The 17,320-nt window shown below is 72.5% G+C and carries 18 protein-coding genes; 9 read left to right on the top strand and 9 right to left on the bottom strand.

The window, feature by feature from the left end; all coding sequences use genetic code 11:
• From E1262_RS07165 to E1262_RS07155, 3 genes are all read left to right on the top strand, one after another.
• On the top strand, positions 1-916 hold a 916-nt coding region (locus tag E1262_RS07165), incomplete at its 5' end, for an MFS transporter (RefSeq protein ID WP_132102435.1).
• Between the two features lie 111 nt (positions 917-1,027).
• Positions 1,028-1,912, top strand: coding sequence for an RICIN domain-containing protein (locus E1262_RS30815; RefSeq protein WP_132102434.1), 885 nt, complete (start codon positions 1,028-1,030; stop codon positions 1,910-1,912).
• A gap of 32 nt (positions 1,913-1,944) precedes the next feature.
• Positions 1,945-2,322 (top strand): TipAS antibiotic-recognition domain-containing protein, encoded by a 378-nt coding sequence (locus tag E1262_RS07155; RefSeq protein WP_132102433.1) that lies wholly within the window; start codon positions 1,945-1,947, stop codon positions 2,320-2,322.
• Between the two features lie 10 nt (positions 2,323-2,332).
• On the opposite strand, the gene E1262_RS07150 is transcribed toward E1262_RS07155, so the two are convergent.
• A complete protein-coding gene (locus tag E1262_RS07150) occupies positions 2,333-2,671 on the bottom strand; it encodes a winged helix-turn-helix transcriptional regulator (RefSeq protein WP_132102460.1) in 339 nt (112 codons plus the stop codon).
• Positions 2,672-2,762: 91 nt separating this feature from the next.
• On the opposite strand from E1262_RS07150, the gene E1262_RS07145 reads away from it, so the two are divergent.
• Both E1262_RS07145 and E1262_RS07140 read left to right on the top strand, forming a co-directional pair.
• Positions 2,763-3,641, top strand: coding sequence for an LLM class flavin-dependent oxidoreductase (locus E1262_RS07145; protein WP_132102432.1), 879 nt, complete (start codon positions 2,763-2,765; stop codon positions 3,639-3,641).
• 58 nt (positions 3,642-3,699) lie between these two features.
• The gene (locus E1262_RS07140) at positions 3,700-4,509 is read left to right on the top strand and encodes a MerR family transcriptional regulator (RefSeq protein ID WP_132102431.1); all 810 of its coding nucleotides are present in this window, start codon (positions 3,700-3,702) and stop codon (positions 4,507-4,509) included.
• 7 nt (positions 4,510-4,516) lie between these two features.
• Here E1262_RS07140 and E1262_RS07135 read toward each other — a convergent pair whose 3' ends face one another.
• The 8 genes from E1262_RS07135 to E1262_RS07100 form a co-directional block, all read right to left on the bottom strand.
• On the bottom strand, positions 4,517-5,062 hold the full coding sequence (locus tag E1262_RS07135) for a hypothetical protein (RefSeq protein WP_132102430.1): 546 nt from the start codon (positions 5,060-5,062) through the stop codon (positions 4,517-4,519).
• Positions 5,063-5,077: 15 nt separating this feature from the next.
• Positions 5,078-5,974 carry a carbon-nitrogen hydrolase family protein gene (locus E1262_RS07130; protein ID WP_132102429.1) on the bottom strand — a complete coding sequence of 299 codons (897 nt, stop codon included), beginning with the start codon at positions 5,972-5,974 and terminating at the stop codon, positions 5,078-5,080.
• 125 nt (positions 5,975-6,099) lie between these two features.
• Positions 6,100-6,765: an SRPBCC family protein gene (locus E1262_RS07125; protein WP_132102428.1), complete on the bottom strand. Its 666-nt coding sequence runs from the start codon at positions 6,763-6,765 to the stop codon at positions 6,100-6,102.
• Positions 6,762-9,152: an aerobic carbon-monoxide dehydrogenase large subunit gene (gene cutA / locus E1262_RS07120; protein WP_132102427.1), complete on the bottom strand. Its 2,391-nt coding sequence runs from the start codon at positions 9,150-9,152 to the stop codon at positions 6,762-6,764. Before cutA ends, E1262_RS07125 begins: the two co-directional genes overlap by 4 nt.
• Positions 9,149-9,658, bottom strand: a complete 510-nt coding sequence (locus E1262_RS07115; protein ID WP_132102426.1) for a (2Fe-2S)-binding protein — start codon at positions 9,656-9,658, stop codon at positions 9,149-9,151. Before E1262_RS07115 ends, cutA begins: the two co-directional genes overlap by 4 nt.
• Positions 9,655-10,563 carry an FAD binding domain-containing protein gene (locus E1262_RS07110; protein ID WP_132102425.1) on the bottom strand — a complete coding sequence of 303 codons (909 nt, stop codon included), beginning with the start codon at positions 10,561-10,563 and terminating at the stop codon, positions 9,655-9,657. Before E1262_RS07110 ends, E1262_RS07115 begins: the two co-directional genes overlap by 4 nt.
• Before the next feature lie 4 nt (positions 10,564-10,567).
• Complete coding sequence (locus E1262_RS07105) at positions 10,568-12,034, bottom strand: uracil-xanthine permease family protein (protein WP_132102424.1); 1,467 nt, start codon at positions 12,032-12,034, stop codon at positions 10,568-10,570.
• A gap of 210 nt (positions 12,035-12,244) precedes the next feature.
• Positions 12,245-13,459, bottom strand: a complete 1,215-nt coding sequence (locus E1262_RS07100) for a LolA family protein (RefSeq protein ID WP_132102423.1) — start codon at positions 13,457-13,459, stop codon at positions 12,245-12,247.
• A 135-nt stretch (positions 13,460-13,594) separates the two neighbouring features.
• Here E1262_RS07100 and E1262_RS07095 point away from each other — a divergent pair, with 135 nt between their 5' ends.
• From E1262_RS07095 to E1262_RS07080, 4 genes are all read left to right on the top strand, one after another.
• Positions 13,595-14,272, top strand: coding sequence for a response regulator transcription factor (locus E1262_RS07095; protein WP_132102459.1), 678 nt, complete (start codon positions 13,595-13,597; stop codon positions 14,270-14,272).
• Between the two features lies 1 nt (position 14,273).
• On the top strand, positions 14,274-15,683 hold the full coding sequence (locus E1262_RS07090; RefSeq protein ID WP_203453640.1) for a sensor histidine kinase: 1,410 nt from the start codon (positions 14,274-14,276) through the stop codon (positions 15,681-15,683).
• Positions 15,684-15,694: 11 nt separating this feature from the next.
• Positions 15,695-16,273, top strand: coding sequence for a hypothetical protein (locus E1262_RS07085; protein WP_132102422.1), 579 nt, complete (start codon positions 15,695-15,697; stop codon positions 16,271-16,273).
• A 414-nt stretch (positions 16,274-16,687) separates the two neighbouring features.
• Positions 16,688-17,284 carry a hypothetical protein gene (locus E1262_RS07080; protein ID WP_132102421.1) on the top strand — a complete coding sequence of 199 codons (597 nt, stop codon included), beginning with the start codon at positions 16,688-16,690 and terminating at the stop codon, positions 17,282-17,284.
• Positions 17,285-17,320: the final 36 nt, after the last annotated feature.

The raw sequence follows: 17,320 nt of genomic DNA, 5'->3' as shown, positions 1-17,320 counted from the left end.
GCTGGCGGCGCTCGCGTTCGGGCTGGGCGCGTGCCAGGTGGTGGCCGGGACGGCGGCGCAGGCGCTGCTGCCGTCGCTGGCCGGGCCGGACCGGCTGCCGTCGGCCAACGGTTACCAGCAGACCGTCGTGGTCGCCGGGCAGCAGTTCATCGGCCCGCCGGCGGGCAGCCTGCTGTTCGCCGTCGCCGTCGGGCTGCCGTTCGGCGCCGACGCGGTCGTGCTGGCGGTCGCGGCGGCGCTGCTGGCGACGCTGGTCCGGCGGGCACCCTCGGCGGGCCGGGCGGAGCCGCGGCATGCGCCGTCGTCGCTGCGGTCCGAGATCGGGGCCGGGCTGCGCTGGCTGGCCGCGCACCGGCTGCTGCGCACGCTGACGCTGCTGGCCGCGGTGAACACGTTCTGCTTCCAGCTCGGCAACGCGACGCTCGTGCTGCTGGCGACGGAGGAGCTGGGCGTGTCGGCGCGCGGGTTCGGCGTGCTGCTGGCGACCGCGGCGATCGGCAGTCTGGCCGGCGGCGTGGCCGGTCCGTGGCTGCTGCGCCGGCTCGGCGACCGGGCTGTGCTACTCACCGCCCTGGCCGTGAACGCCGGCGCCGTGGCCGCGATGGGCCTGAGCCCTGACGCCGTCGTGCTCGGGGCACTGCTGGCGATCACTGGGCTCGGCGTCACGCTGTGGAACCTGGTGAGCATCGGCCTGCGGCAGCGCCTGGTGCCGGCCGAGCTGCTGGGCCGGGTGATGGGTGTCCACCGGCTGGTGGGGTGGGGCTTCATCCCGTTCGGGGCGCTGCTCGGCGGTGTCGTCGCGCACGCGTTCGGGCTGCGGGCGCCGTACGCGCTCGCCGGCGCGATTCGTGTGGTCGCGCTGCTGGTCGCGCTGTCGGCGCTGCTCAGCGCGTTCCGCGGCGGCGATGGGTCTTGACGGCGTCTCGGGGCCGGAGGATGCTCGACGACAACGTAGTCGATCAACGTTGGGGGGACGTCGACTCGCGCGTCCGCGGTGTGGGTCCTGTGCCCTGGGGGGAGGCGGACCATGCCTGTGGGAATCTTCGACCTCGTCGGTGGTGTCGCTCTGGCCGGGGTCGGCATCCAGAAGCGCATCAACCAGCACCGGGCGGCACTGGGCCGTCTGCCGGTGTTCGTGGACGCGCGGCTGTCCGAGGCGGCCAATCGCCATACCTCCGACATGGCGGCGAATCCCTGGATCTACCAGACGCCCAACCGGGACGCGCACCTGAGCTCGGACAACCAGACCACCGCCCAGAAGCGCATCACCGACGCGGCCGCGGCCGGCGGGTGGGCGCCGGAGAACGGGCGTACCGGTGAGATCCTCTACTGGGGCGGTGCGCAGCTCAACGGCGACGCACCGGTCAACTGGTGGATCAACGTCAGCGCACCGCACCGCCAGCGCATCGAGGACCCCGACTACACCCACATGGGCTTCTCGGCCAGCCACAACGGCAGCGCCGACGAGTGGGTGTACGCCGTGACGTTCGCCCGGTCACCGGCTCGGGCGCTGTTCGCCAAGCACACCGACAACAAGGTCATCGACGTCACCGGCATCTCGACGGCCAGCGGTGCACCGGCACAGCAGTGGACCTGGTGGGGCGGCTGGAACCAACTCTGGTCCATGGATCCGGTCGGCGGCGGCTACGTCCGAATCCGGGCGAAGCACAGCGGCAAGGTGCTCGACGTCGCCGGATTGTCGACGGACAACGGCGCGCGCATCATCCAGTGGGACTGGTGGGGTGGCGACAACCAGAAGTTCCTCCCCGAGGTGTACGGCTTCGGCGAGGTCAAGCTGACCGCCAAGCACAGCGGGAAGGTCATCGAGGTGGCGGGCTTCTCCGAGGCCGACGGCGCCGCCATCCAGCAGTGGGACTGGTGGGGCGGGGCGAACCAGCGGTGGAAGTACTGAACGGGATCGGCGTGTCACGAGGAGGCGGCGCGATGGAGATGCCAGGGATCAATCGACCCGAACGCCTGCTGGATGGGTTCGCCACGCCGCTCGCCGACACCGGCGACCGGCAGAACTGGCCCGAAGGTCTCGATGCTGAGGAGCGCGACCTGGCCGACCGGATGGTCCGCCTGGCCGGGCTCATGGTCGCGGACACCCGTGCCGACGACCCCACCGTGCTGGACGAGGTCGAGTGGTACCACCAGATGGCGACACGGTATGGACTCACGACGGCCGAGTTGTTCACGTGCCTCGGACAGCTCTGTGCCGAGGACGAGCAGGTGCGGCGACTGTTCGACCAGATCAGTCCCGGCCTGGCGGCCTATCAGCGCAACGCCGTGGCGGCCTACGCCCGGACGAGGATGGCGTGATCGCCGGCGGTCAGGCGTGGGTCGCCTCGATGCGGGCCATGTTGGCGTGTCCCCACTCACCGAGCGGCCGCAACGCCACTTCGAGCGTGCGGCCGTAGTCGGTGAGCGAGTACTCGACCTTCGGCGGCACCTGATGGTACGCCTCGCGATGCACCAAGCCGTCGGCCTCCAGTTCGCGCAACTGCTGGATGAGCATCTTCTCGGTGACCGCCGGAATCTGCCGCCGCAGCTCGCCGAAGCGCAGCGGCCCCTGGTCCTCCAGCATCCACAACACGGTCGCCTTCCACTTGCCGCCGACGACGTCGATGGCGGCGTCGAGTCCGCAGGTGTAAGGCCGGTTCCGGGCCATCGCGCACGCTCCTGTACTGACTTTTTCGTGAGTACCTGACAATATAGTCAGTACTTGATCTTCGGCAAGCGTGACGCCGACGATCGAGGACATGACGACGCACCCCCGCCGTTTCGGCGTCCTGGTCCTGCCCGACGCCGGCGCGCCCACGCTGCTCGACCGGTTCCGCCGGGTCGAGGAGCTCGGCTTCGACCAGCTGTTCCTTCCCGACCACATCGGCAACATCTTCGCCACCGAGCCGCCCTGGCTGGACGGCTGGACGATGACCGCCGCGGCCGCGCTGACGACGTCGACCGTCCGGGTCGGCACGCTGGTGAGCAACCCGATCCTGCGCCCGCCGGCTGTGCTGGCGAAGGAGGCGCTCACCGTCGACCAGCTGTCCGGCGGCCGGCTGGAGCTGGGCATCGGCGCCGGCATCATGGAGTCCGACCACCACGCCACCGGCACGACGCCGTGGACGGTCAAGGAGCGGGTCGCCCGCTACCCCGAGTACGTCCGGGTCCTCGACGAGGTGCTGCGCCGCGACGGCGGCCCGTACACGTTCGATGGCGACTGGTACACCGTCCGCGACCTGCCCACCGACCCGGCCGCCATGCAGCGGCCGCGCCCGCCGCTCATCGTCGGCGGCCAGGCGCCGACGGTGTTGCGGGTGGCCGCCGAGCGGGCCGACGTGTGGAACACCAATGGCCGCCCCGACGCGAGCCTCGACGACAACGTCGCGCTCGCCACCGACTGGAGCCGCCGGGTCGACGAGTTCGCCGCCGCGGCCGGCCGCGACCCGTCGGCGATCCGCAAGTCGGTGCTGCTGTGGGCCGCCACCGACGCGCTCACCGGGCCGGCGACGCTGGAGGAGCTGGTCGACCGGTACGCGCCGGCCGGCTTCACCGAGTTCGTCGTCGGCTGGCCGCTGGCCGCCGACGTCGACCGGTTCGAGCGGCTCGCGCTGGAGGTCGTGCCGAAGCTGCGCTGAGTGCTTGACTCGTCCCCAAGGGAAGACTCCAGGCTCCGAAGGGTGAAAGGAGGTGGCGATGGACGAGCTGCTGCCGATCGGCCGGTTCTCCCGGCTGTGCTGGCTGAGCATCAAGGCGCTGCGGATCTACGACGAGACCGGTCTGCTGCGCCCCGCCTACGTCGACCCTGACTCCGGCTACCGGTACTACAGGCCGGACCAGGCGGCGACGGCTCGGGTCATCGCCACCCTGCGCTCGCTCGACATGCCGCTGGCGTCGATCAGGGAGGTGCTGGCCGAGCCCGATCCGGACCGCGTCCGCGACCTCCTCGACGCCTACCGCGTGGTGCTCGAACGGCGCATCGACCGTCATCGGCACATGCTCAACCGTGTCGAGACCTTCATCCGGAAGGGAGCCGTCATGGCCTACCAGATCACCACCCGCGACACCGCGCCCGCCGACGTCCTCGGCACCACGTACCCGACGACGCCGGATTCGCTCTCAGAGACCAGCGCCGTCGCCTACCACCGGCTCTACGAGGCCATCGCGGCGGCCGGCGGGCGGCCTGACGGTCCGCCGCGCATGGTCTACCTCGACATGGCCGACGACGCCTGGACGATCGAGGCGTGCGTGCCGGTGGCCGGGGTGTCCGAGGCGCCGGACGGATTCAGCCTCCGCCGGGCGCCCGGCGGGCTGGCCGCCCTCACCCGCCACGTCGGCCCGTACGAGGAGCTGGGCCTCGCCTACCGCGAGGTCGAGGCGTGGATCGAGGCCCAGGGCCTGACCTCGAACGGCGCACCGTACGACGTCTACCTCAACGACCCGTCCCAGGTGAGCGACCCGGCCAAGCTCGAGACCGAGATCGTCTGGCCGGTCCGGCGCGGCTGATCGCGCGTCAGTCGAGGCACCCGTCGACGGCGGCGCCGACGGCACCACCGATGGCGCCGCCGATCGCCGCACCCGCCGGGCCCCAGTTGGCGCCGACGAGCGCACCGATCTTCTGCCCCCGGCTCTCCCAGGCGCCGGTGTTCTTCTTGAAGACGACGCCGCCGGAGCGGTCGGGGCTCCCGGTGATCGTGTAGGAGCCGACCGACGACGACGCCAGCACGAGCGCGACGGGGCTGGCCCCACCGCGAGCGAGCAGGTCGTTGTAGATGGCGCGCGATTCCAAGTATGCCCGGCCCGCGTCCGTCCGCTCCGCCGCCGCCTCGTGCTCGATCTCCGCCAGCCGGTAGAGAGAGTCGACCTCGGCCTCGGTGATCAGGTCGAGGTCGCGGATCCGCCCGAGGAGGAGCTTGCTCTGGGCGAGCGCGTCGCCCTTCGTCTCCCTGAGGATGCGCGCTGTTTCCGCACGGACGGCGTGCTGCAGGTCACCGGCGCCCACGCCGATGCTCGGCTGGAGTTCCATGATGCCCCCAAGATCAAATGTGATGAAGCTCACACTAGATCCTCGGACTCATGGGCGGAAGGGGCTGGCAGCCGGGCGGGTGAGCTCGTCGGTGTGCCGCCGGATCAGTTCCAGGTTGCGATCCGCCAGGTGGTCGAAGCTCTGCTCGATGCTGGACCCCGGCGTGAGGGAACGCAGCGCCGCGTCCGGGTCCAGCCGGGCGGAGACCCAGCACTCGTGGCTGGCCGCCCGCGCGACGACCTCGGCGATCGGGGTGACGATCATCGAGTTGCCGAAGTAGAGCACGCCGGCCGGGTCGACGCCGGTCGCGTTGGCGCCGACCACGAAGACGTGGTTGTCGTAGGCGCGGGCCCGGTTGGTGAGCTCCCACAGGTCGGCCGAGCGCAGCAGCGCCGACGGGCGCAGGATCACCTCGGCGCCGCGGACGGCGGTGATCCGCGACAGCTCCGGGTAGTCGCCGTCGAAGCAGATGATCATGCCGATGCGGCCGAGGCCGGTGTCGACGACGCAGACCTCGTCGCCGGGCGTGACCCAGCCGCCGCGCGAAGCCAGTTCGGTGCAGAACGGATGCGTCTTGCGGTAGACGCCGGCGATCTCGCCGTCCGGGCCGGCCAGTACCGCGGAGTTGTGCACCACGCCACGGTCGGCCCCGCGCTCGTACGTCCCCCAAGCCAGGTGGACGCCGAGCCGGCGGGCGGTCTCCTGGAACGGCTCGGCCAGCGCGCCGGGCAGGTCTGTGACCAGGTCCCACAGCTCCTCGGCCGGCAGCGCCGGGGTAAAGCCGGTGGTCACCGACTCAGGCAGCACGATCAGCTCCGCGCCGGTGTCGCCGGCGCAGCGTTCGACATAGTCGAGCGCGTGCTCGATGTTCGCCTTGATGCTCTGCGCGGTCAGCGGCTCGGCCAGCGGCCGCACCTGGACCGCGGCCACGGTGAACGCTCGCATGCCGCCACCTCCTCATGGGCCTGGTTCAGCGTATCGCCGGCCCGACCCGGCCCTCGACGTTGATCTTGGAGTTGTTCGGCCATTGCAGTCCGCTTTGCCCGATAGATGGCCGCATTACTCCAAGATCAACGAGGCCGGGAACGGCCGGCCAGCCAGCCGCCGAGGGCGACACCGGCCAGGGCGACCGCCGCGCCCACCAGGACGCCGCGCATGAAGTCGGCGGGTGCGGCGGCGGAGACGCGCGCCGGAAGCGGCGCCTCGTACACGCCGGGAGCGCTGGCGACAGGCACCTGCGGCTCCGCGCTGCTCCCCGCGGCCCGCTCCGGAACCGCGGCGGCCGGAGCCGCAGCAGCGCCCGTCAGCACGTCGTCCACCGCGGCGAAGAACTCGCCCGCCGTCTTCTTCGCGACGCCGGCGAGCATCCGCTGTCCGACGCCGCCGATCATGCCGCCGACGATGGCGTCGGCGTCGTAGTCCAGGCGCGTGGTCCCGGAGCCGTCCTCCGTCAACCTCACCCGGACGTCGGCGCTCACCGTGCCCGGCGCGCCGGCGCCGGACGCCGTCATGACGAACGAGGCCGGCTCCTGCTGGTCGTGCAGTGCGACGTCACCGGCGTAGGTGCCCTTGATCGAGCCGACGCCGGCGGTGACCGTCATCTTGTACCGGTCCGGCCCGGCCTCCTCCAGCCGGTGGCAGCCGGGGATGGTCCGCACCAGGACGGCGGGGTCGTTCAGCGCCTTCCACACCTCGTCGCGCGGGGCGTGCAGGACGGCGGTTCCGGTCACCTTCATCGCGGCTGCCTTTCCAGACGGAGCGAGTACAGGTCCGACGGCGAGATCGGCATCCGGGTGATCGCGAACCCCTCGGCGTCGGAGATCGCCGACGCCAGCACCGCGGAGCCGGGGATCACGCCGGCCTCGCCCGCGCCCTTGATGCCGAGCGGGTTCAGCGGCGACGGCGTCTCCAGGTGGTCGGTCTCGATGACCGGCACCTCGGTCGCGTACGGCATGAGGAAGTCCATGAACGACGCGTTCAGCAGCTGACCGGCGTCGTCGTAGACCATCCGCTCGTACAGCGCTCCCCCGACGCCCTGGGCGACGCCGCCGTGGATCTGGCCCTCGACGATGCGCGGGTTGATCAGCGTGCCGCAGTCGTGGACGACGCAGTAGCGAAGGATGCTGATCTCGGCGGTGTCGGGGTCGGTCTCGACGATGGCCGCGTGCATGCCGTTGGCGAAGGTCGACCGCGGCGGCGAGTAGAACCCGGTGTCCTCCAGCCCGGGCGAGTCGCCCTCGGCCACCGGCGGCTTGGAGATGTCGACCGGGCCGCCGAACTGGGTGGCCCGCTCGGCCTCGCGGTCGAACGCGTAGCGCAGCGGGTTGGCGAGGACGGCGACCGTGGCCAGCGGGATGCTCCCGCCCGGTGCCCCGGACGGCGACCCGATCACCCGCACCACGCCGTCGACGATCTCGAGGTCGCGCGGGTCGGCCTCCAGTGCCTCGCCGGCGACCCGCAGCGCCTTCTGACGCACCTTGCGGGCGGCCGACGCCAGCGCATTGCCGCTCATGACGGCCGCCCGTGAGGCGAACGTGCCGACGGCGTAGCCGAACCGCCGGGTGTCCCCGGTCGTGACGGTGACACGGTCGACGGGCACGCCCAGCTCCTCGGCCACGACCTGCGCGAACACCGTCCGGTGACCCTGGCCCTGAGTGGTCAGTCCGGTCGCCGCGACCACCGTCCCGTCGGTCTCGACCTTGACCCAGCCGCCCTCGTAGGGCCCGACGCCGGTGCCCTCGACGTAGCAGGCGATGCCGATGCCGACCCGCCGCCCGGCCGCCCGCGCCTCGGCCCGGAACGCCTCGAACTCCTCCCAGCCGATCAGCTTCTTCAACTTGTCCAGCGTTGCCGGGTAGTCGCCGGAGTCGTAGATCAGCGGCCGGCCGTCCTGGAAGATCAGCCCGTGGTCGTAGGGCATCTCGTCGGGCCGGATGAAGTTGCGCTCGCGCACCACCGTCCGGTCCAACCCGAGGTAGGCCGCGATGGCGTCCATCGTGCGCTCCATCGCGAAGCAGCCTTGCGGCCGGCCGGCGCCGCGGTACGGCGTCACGGTGACGGTGTTGGTGTAGAGGCTGAAGAACTCCGCCCGGTACGCGCCCGGCTTGTACGGCCCGAGCAGCTGCGTCGTCGTGACGATCGGGACGATGATGCCGTACGGCGTGTAGGCGCCGTTGTCGTGCCAGACGGTGACGTCGAGGCCGAGCAGCCGGCCGTCGTCGTCGAACCCGACCTTGACGTGCTGCAACTGGCCGCGCTCATGGGTGGCGCCGACGAAGTGTTCGCGGCGGTCCTCGGTCCACTTGACCTCGCGGCCGAGCCGGATCGCCGCCCAGGGGACCATGACCTCCTCCGGCCACGGGTGCACGATCTTCACGCCGAAGCCGCCGCCGACGTCGGGCGCTATGACCTCCACGCGGTCCAGCGGCAGCTCCAGCCGCGCGGCCAGCGCCGCCCGCACCGACGTCGACGCCTGCGTGGACGTGTACACCCGCAGGCTGGCGTCGTCGGCGTCCCAGCGCGCGTGCACGCCCTTCCCCTCCAGCGGGGTGGACGCGCTGCGCTCGATGTCGAGGTCCAGCTCGAGGACGTGCGGGGCGGCGGCCAACGCGGCGTCGACGTCGCCGTTCTCCTGGACCATGTGGGCCGAGACGTTGCCGGGGACGTCGTCGTGTACCAGCAGCTCCGCGGCACGGGCCGCCTCGATGCCGACCACAGGCGGCAGGAACTCGTACTCGACCCGGATCCGGGCGCAGACGTCCTCGGCGACGTACCGGTCGGTGGCGACGACCATGACGATCGGCTCGCCGACGTGGTTGACCTCGTCCTTGGCCAGCGCGTACCCGGTGCGGCCGTGGGTCAGCGCCTCGTGCGGGATGAGCAGCGGCAGCGGCTCGCCGGCCCGGCCGTCGAGGTCGTCGTGGGTGTAGATCGCCACCAGCCCGTCGACGCCGACCGCGTCGGTGACGTCGATGGCGGCGATGCGGGCGTGCGCGTGTGGGCTGCGGACGAACGCCGCGGCCAGCGCGCGGTGCCCGATGTCGTCGAGGAACCGGCCCTGTCCGGTGAGCAGCCGCGGGTCCTCCAGCCGCGCGATCGGCTCGCCGAACGCCTTCGTCGTCATCGGCTCGCCTCCTCGGCCGGCGTCTGCCGCAGCTCGGCCGCGCGCAGCACCGACGCGACGATGTTCTGGTAGCCGGTGCAGCGGCACAGGTTGCCGGCGATCGCCTCGCGCGCCTGCTCCGTCGTCGGTGCCGGGTTCTCCTCCAGGTACGCGGTGACGGTCGTGACGAAGCCGGGCGTGCAGAAGCCGCACTGCAGGCCGTGGCAGTCGCGGAACGCCTGCTGGACGGGGCCCAGCTCGCCGTCCGGGCGGGTGCAGCCCTCGACGGTGGTGACCTCGGCGCCGTCGACGGTGACGGCGAACTGCAGGCAGGACCGGATCGGCCGGCCGTCGACCAGCACGGTGCAGGCGCCGCAGACGCCGTGCTCGCAGCCGACGTGCGTGCCGGTCAGCTCGAGATCGTGGCGCAGGAAGTCCGACAGCAGCCGCCTGGCCGGCACCGTCGCCGACCGCGGCACGCCGTTGACCACCAGCGTGACCTCGTACAGCTCCTCGGCGGGGCTCACTGATCGCCCCCTGACGCCTCGCGGCGGGCCGCAGTCGTCGCTCCCGCCGCCCGGCCGGCCGCCTCGCGCAGCGCCCGCGTCGTCAGCACCTCCGCCAGGCGCGTGCGGTAGGCGGCCGTGGCGTGGATGTCGTCGTCGGGGTCCAGCCGGCCGGCGGCCAGGCGTCCGGCCGCCGGCCAGTCCGCGGCGTCGTGCATCTCCCCCGCGACCGCCTCGGTGAGGTCGAGCACCACCGGCTCCGGCCCCACCGAGACGTACGCCGCTCTGGCACCGGCGACCCGCAGGTCGTCGTCCAGTGTCACCACCACTCCTGTTCCGCAGACGGCGTAGTCGCCGTGCCGCCGGGCCACCTCCGTCCAGACGGTCCCGGTACGGCCCTCCGGTACCGGGAACGTCACGGACGTGACCAGCTCGGCCGCGCCGGCGCAGGTGGACATGGGTCCGGTGAAGAAGTCGGCGGCGGTGACGGTGCGCTCGCCGGCCGCCGAGCGGAGCGTGACCGTCCCCGCCAGCAGCGCCAGCACCGCGGTGAGCTCGCCGGCCGGGTCGGCGTGCGCGATGCTGCCGACCGTCGTGCCGCGGTTGCGGATGGTCGGGTGGGCGACGTGCCGCAGCGTGTCGCGCAGCAGCGGCAGGACGGCGTACGCGGCCTCGTCGCGCTCGACGTCGGCGTGACGGGCCAGCGCGCCGACGGTGACGCCGTCGCCGTCGGCCCGCACGTAGGCGAGGTCGGAGAGCCGGTTGACGTCGACCAGGTGCTCCGGCGCGGCCAGCCGCATGTTCAGCAGCGGCACCAGGCTCTGCCCGCCGGCCAGCACCTTGCCGGCAGGGCCCACCTCGGCCAGCACCGCGACGGCGTCGTCGACGGTGGCCGGCCGGTGGTAGGTGAACCCCGCTGGCTTCACGGCATCATCCTCTCTCGTCCCGCCGCGTTTCGCTCGGGGGCTCGTCGTCCGCCGCGCCGTCCTCCCGCATCACGCCCGGTTCACCGACGGTGACGACGGCGCCGCCGCCGGGCTCGCGCAGGTGCGGCGGCGCGACGGCCCGGGCCAGGTGGTAGGCCACCACGGTGACGATGGTCCCGAGCGCGATGCCGGACAGGACGAAGTCGTCGGTGATCTCCAGCGACGTGTCGCCGATCGCGATGATGATGCCCGCCGACACCGGCACGAGGTTGACCGGATTCGAGAAGTCGACCCGGTTCTCGATCCAGATGCGGGCGCCGAGCAGGCCGATCATGCCGTAGAGCACGACGGTGATGCCGCCGAGCACCCCGCCCGGCGTGCCCGCCACCAGCGCGCCGAACTTCGGCGAGAACCCGAAGAGGATCGCCACCAGCGCCGCCACGTAGTAGGCCGCCGTCGAGTACACCCGGGTGGCGGCCATGACGCCGATGTTCTCCGCGTACGTCGTGGTCGGCGAGCCGCCGACGGAGGTCGCGATGACGGTGCCCACACCGTCGGCGGCGATCGCCTTGCCCATGACCGGATCGAGGTCGCGCTCGGTCATCTCCGCGACCGCCTTGACGTGGCCGGTGTTCTCCGCGACGAGCGCGATGACGGCGGGCAGCACCAGCAGGATGAACGTGATGCTGAAGCTCGGCAGGTGCCAGCCTGCGACCTCGGTGCCCTCGGCGTTGACGAATGTCTCGTCCGGGAAGCCGAACCAGTCGGCCTCGCGCAGGCTATCGAAGTTCACCCGGTCCCGCGTGACCACCTCGCCGGTGCCGTCGGGCGAGGTGATCTGGCCGAACAGCCGGTCGAACACCCACGACAGCGCGTACCCGAACACCAGGCCGACGAAGATCGCGATGCGGCCGAAGAATCCTCTCAGCCCCACCGCCATCAGGATCACGACGGTCATCACGATGAGCGCGATCCACTGGTCCTGCGGCCAGTAGACGTCCGCGACGACCGGCGCCAGGTTGAACCCGATGAGCATGACCACGGCACCCGTGACGACTGGGGGCAGCACCGTGTGGAGGACGCCGGAGCCGAGGTAGTGGATCAACAGGCCGCACAGCGCCAGCACGACGCCGGCCACCAGGATCGCGCCCGTGACGTCGGCCGAGTCGCCCTCCTGCGCGCGGATCGCCACCACACCGCCGACGAAGGACGCACTGGTGCCCAGGTAACTCGGCACGGCGCCCTTGACGATGAGCAGGAAGCAGATCGTCGCGACGCCGCTCATCATGATGGCCAGCTGGGGGTTCAGCCCCATGATGATCGGGAACACGAACGTCGCGCCGAACATCGCGACCACATGCTGCGCGCCCAGGCCGACCGTCCGGCCCCACGAGAGCCGCTCGTCCGGCCGGACCACCGCCCCCGGTGGCGGTGTCTTGCCGTCGTAGACCACCTTCCAGCCGAGTGCCACGGAGGCCTCCTCACGCGGGGCGGGTGACGCACGTCACCCGTGCGGACACGTTGCAGGCAACTTAGGCACCACACGTTTCCGGGGCATGGGCACGAAGTGCCGACAAGATCACCTGATCATCGGCAATGTCTGCACTCGGCCGGAAACACGCGGAGGCCGCCGCGGGTCGTCCCGCGGCGGCCTCCCCCGCCCATGCGTCGCGCGGTGCCGCTACAACGCGGCGGCGGGGTCCTGCGCGGCCTCTTCGAGGACCTCCAGCGGGACGGCGCCGGCCAGCATGCGGCCGTCGTCGAGGAGGAGGACGGTGAACAGGTCGCTAATCATGGCCCGGCCGGTGCCGTACGGGCCGCTGACGTCCTGCAGTTCGGCGAGGAACGCGTCGGCCATGGCCGCCGCGTCGCCCTCGAGGCCGGCGGTGAGCGCGTCGAGGTCGACGCCGCGGAGCACGAAGACGCTGCTCCAGCCGGAGCCGACCACCGACATGTCGGACGGCTCCACGCCGAGGTCGCCGTCGGGGCCGACACCCGGCCGCGGGTGGTGCTCCGCGGCGGCGTCGCCGAGTTCGTCGGGCTGGATCTCCTCGACCGTGGTGCCGGGCGGCGGGGTGAACTCGTACGTCGACGCGTCGGGCTCGTCGAAGGAGACCGACGAGAAGCCGACCTCGAACGACGGCTCGGCGGCGTCGCGGGCGACGATCTGCACGCGCAGCGGCATGGACGTCTCGCCGTCGATGGCCAGGCGGATCGAGCCGATCAGCGACTGCTCGTCCTTGGGCCGCAGCACCAGCTCGTATGCGGCTCGGCCGGCGACCGTGGCGGTGCCGTCGACGTCGACCTGGGTGGACGGCTCGATCAGCCCCAGCGCCAGCGACGCGGCCTCCGTCGGGATGTTCGTCGGCAGATCCTCCGGCATGCCCTCACCGCCGAACGGGCTCTCGCCGCCGAACGGGCTCTCGCCGCCGAACGGGCCGTGGCCGCCGTCGTCCTCGGCGTCCTCGGGGAGGACCGCATGCGACGCGGTGGCTGCCTCGCTGCTCCAGAACCAGACGTCCTGGCCGTTGCGCAGCAGGTCGGACTCGGCCTGGTCGTCCTGCAAGGCGAACCGGTACGTGTCGCCGTCGGTGTACCAGATGCGGGCCGTCGAGGACCCGTTGAGCAGGGACAGCACGGCCGTCGGCAGCGACGTGGTGCCGCCGCTGGGCAGCTCGGGCAGGCCGACGTCGGCGGACTGCACGACGGTGCCGGCGAACGGCTGGACTTCCAGGCCCGCGAGGTCGACGAGCAGCTCGGCGGCCGTGCGGTCGGGCAGTTCGGAGTCGGCACCGGCGATCAGCGGACCGGCCACGGCCGCGCCGACGACCACGGTCGCGACCGTGGCCCCGGTCGCCCACCGCCTGGCCGGGGTGCTGAGAAGGGAGTTCGGCATGTCGTCTCCTGACGTGCTCGGTGCGTCTCGGTGCGTCGGGTGTCACCCCGATGACACCAAGGTTGCCTCGCCGTCGCTGTGAGATCCCTGAGAGCCGCCGCCCGGCGCCGTCGCGGGCAGGGCATCCTTGACGACATGCGGGTGCTGGTGGTCGAGGACGAGCGCGGGCTGGCCCGCGCGCTGCACCGCGGGCTGTCGGCGGAGGGGTTCTCCGTCGAGCTGGCCCACGACGGCCTCGACGGCCTGCATCTGGCCCGCGAGAACACCTACGACGTCATCGTGCTCGACATCATGCTGCCGTCGCTGTCGGGCTACCGCATCTGCCAGACGCTGCGGGCCGAGGGCAACTGGGTGCCCATCCTCATGCTGTCGGCGAAGGACGGCGAGTACGACCAGGCCGACGGCCTCGACGTCGGCGCCGACGACTACCTCACCAAGCCGTTCTCGTACGTCGTGCTGGTGGCCCGGCTGCGGGCGTTGCTGCGCCGCGGCGCGCCGGCCCGGCCCGCCGTCCTGACCGCCGGCGACCTCGAGCTCGACCCGGGCGCGAAGACGGTGCGCCGCGGCGGCGCCGAGATCACGCTGACGCCCCGCGAGTTCGGCGTGCTGGAGTTCCTCATGCGCCGCGCCGACGAGGTCGTCTCGAAGCGCGACATCCTCGAGCACGTCTGGGACGCCCACTACGACGGCGACCCGAACGTCGTCGAGGTCTACGTCGGGTATCTGCGGCGCAAGATCGACACCCCGTTCGGCCGGGCCGCGCTGCAGACGGTGCGCGGCGCCGGCTACCGGCTGAGTGGCGACGGCGGCTGACGTGTCCGTGTTCGGCCGGATGAGCCTGCGGGCCCGGCTCACCCTGGCGGCCACCGCGATGGCGGCGGTGGGCCTGGGCATCGGCGGCATCCTGCTGATCGTCGCGCTGGACCGGGCGCTGCTCGGCGCGCTGGACGAGACCGCGCGGCGGCAGGGCGAGGACATCGCGACGCTGGTCGAGTCCGGCCGGCTGCCCGACCCGCTGCCCGGCTTCGGCGCCGTCGTCGCACAGGTCCTCGACGCCGACGACCGCGTGGTCGCGTCCACGCCCGGCGGCGACCGCCTCACCCCCGTCGTCGCAGGCGACGACCTCGCCGCCGTCCGGGCCGGCGAGGCGATCGACCTCGACGGCACCCGGCTCGGCCAGCCGGAGCCGCTGCGCGTCGTCGGCGTGCCCACCGACGCCGCCGGCGAGCCGCGGATCGTCATCGTCGCCGTCTCGCTCGAGGAGCAGCAGCGCAGCGTCCACTTCGCGAAGATCGGCGTGACCGTCGGCGGCCTCACCGTCACGGCCGCGCTGGCGGTGCTGAGCTGGCTGGTCATCGTCCGCGCGCTGCGCCCCGTCGACCGGCTGCGCGGCGGCGCCGAGGAGATCACCGGCGCCGGCGGCGGGCACCGGCTGCCGGTCCCGGCCGGCGGCGACGAGCTCAGCCGGCTCGCAGTGACCCTCAACGACATGCTCGGCCGGCTGGACGCGGCGGCGGCCCGGCAGCGCGCGTTCGTCGCCGACGCCGCCCACGAGCTGCGCAGCCCGATCGCGGCGCTGCGGACCGAGCTCGAGGTCGCGCTGGCGCACCCCGACGCCGTCGACCCGCACGACACCGCCCGCGAGGCGCTGGTCGAGGTCGAGCGGATGGCCCGGCTGGTCGACGACCTGCTGGTGCTCGCGCACCTGGACAGCCCACGCCCGGTCCGCCGCGAGGAACTGGTCGACCTGGGCGAACTGGCGCTGGAGGTCGCTGACGGCGTCCGCGGCGGCCGGGTGCCCGTGCGGGTGGCCGACGACGGCGGCGTGTTCACGCGCGCACACCGCGACTCGCTCTCCCGGGTGCTGCGCAACCTGGTCGACAACGCCGTCCGGCACGCGTCGTCGCAGGTGACGGTGTCGGTGTCCGGGGGCGGTGGCTCCGCGCGGGTGGCGGTGGCCGACGACGGCGCCGGCGTGCCCGAGGCGGACCGGGTGCGGATCTTCGAGCGGTTCACCCGCCTCGACGACGCCCGCGACCGCGACGCGGGCGGGTCCGGCCTGGGGCTGGCCATCGCCCGGGAGATCGTCGTCGTGCACGGCGGCACGCTGGTGGTCGAGGACGCCGCGCCGGGCGCCCGGTTCATCGTCAGGCTGCCGGCCGCCAAGACCACGGTCGGCGCGCCCGAGGCCGTGCCCCCGCGGGCCCGGACCGACGGCCGATAGGCTCGGCGCCCATGCCCGAGCTCGTCCTGCGGCCGACCGTCCGGCACCGGCCCTGGGCCCTGGTGCCCGTCGTCCTGTTCGTCGCGATCGCCGTCGTCTCCGGTGCCGGCGCCGGGTGGCCGGGCGTGCTGATCGGGCTGGGCGTCGCCGCCCTGGTCGTCGTGCCGATCGCCGGCCACCTGCTGCGCTCACGGATCGTCGTCACGCCGTCGGAGATCGCCGTCCGCGGGTTCGTCACTCATAAGCGGGTGGACCGCTCTCAGGCGGCGTCGGTGGTGCGGGCCATGCTGGTCGCTCCGCGCGCCCCGCTGAACGACACGGTCTTCCTTCTGGACCGCGACGAGCGTCCGCTGCTGCGCATCCACGGCGTCAACTACCCGACCGCGGATCTCGACCGCCTGGTGGAGCATCTCGGGCTGCCGGCGATGACGGCCGACCGGCCGGTGACGGCCGCCGAGCTGGCGCGGCGCTACCCCGGGATCGTGCCGTGGATCGAGCGGCACCCGTTCAGGTTCGCGTTCGGCGTCGCCGGGGGAATCGTTGTCCTGGTGATCATCATCGCGGTGATCATCGCAGCCACTGTGATCTGATGTGGCTCCATCCGTCCGCGGTGCGGGCATCCGCCGGTTTCGCGGGCATCATCCAGGGTCCTGACCTGTCGCGAGGACACCTCACTCGCCTGAACGCCACATGGCGTGCGTACGGGTCCCGGTCACGGCCCTCCCGCGGGTGAGGTGCCATCCGGGCGCATGATCAGCAGGGATGCGGTCCGTGGGTCGGCCTCGTCTGTGAGCCGCCGCGGTGAACAACGATCAGCACCGTACTGGCCGTCGGTGAACGTATCTGGGGGTTGTGGACAGTGATGATCATCGGCGATCTTCGCCGCCCCAGCCAGCTGGTGAGGTGGCCAGACCCGCCCGTTCCCCTCATGGCACCCAGGCCGGGCGCGCGGGTCCTGGTCACGGCCCTGTCGGATTGACCCGACCGCACCTATGATGCTGGCCGTGCCCGGACCCCTGCCCGGAGCCGCGCTCGTGCTGCGGCCGTCGCTGCGCCGCTACCTGAGCACCGTCAAGTGGTCGCTGCTGCCGATCGTCGTGCTCCTCGCGGCGCTGCTGTTCCGCGGCGGCGGGTTCGGCGCCGTCGTGTCGCTCATCGTCATCGCGCTGGCGTCGAGCATCGGGCCGGCCTGGTTCCGGCGCGCCGCGATCACCGTCACGCCGTCGGAGCTCGCCGTCACCGGCCTCGTCCGCACCCGCCGCGTCCCGCGCGACGCCGTCGGGTCGATCGTCACCGCGGCGCTCCCGCGCACCCACAAGAACAGCCGCAGCCTCGCCCACCTGTACGTCCTCGACCGCGGCGGCCGGCGCATCGCCCGGATGAAGGGCAGCCGCTGGGTCGAGGACGACATGCGCCGGCTCATCGCCACCCTCGGCGTCGAGACCCACAAGCTCGGCCGGCTCGCCTCGCCGCGCGCCCTGGCCCGCCGCTACCCGTACGCCGTCCCCGTCCTCGAGCGCTACCCCGTCCTCGCCGGCGCCCTCGTCGTCGTGCCCTCGGTGGCGGCCATCTTCGCGATCTCGCTCGAATTCTCGTCCTGACCACCTCGCCGTGCGGGTCGCTGCACGGAGCACGGC

Source organism: Jiangella aurantiaca (assembly GCF_004349105.1).
GTDB lineage: Bacteria > Actinomycetota > Actinomycetes > Jiangellales > Jiangellaceae > Jiangella > Jiangella aurantiaca.
The sequence above is the reverse complement of the archived record's forward strand: the minus strand, read 5'-3'. Positions and strand labels throughout refer to the sequence as shown.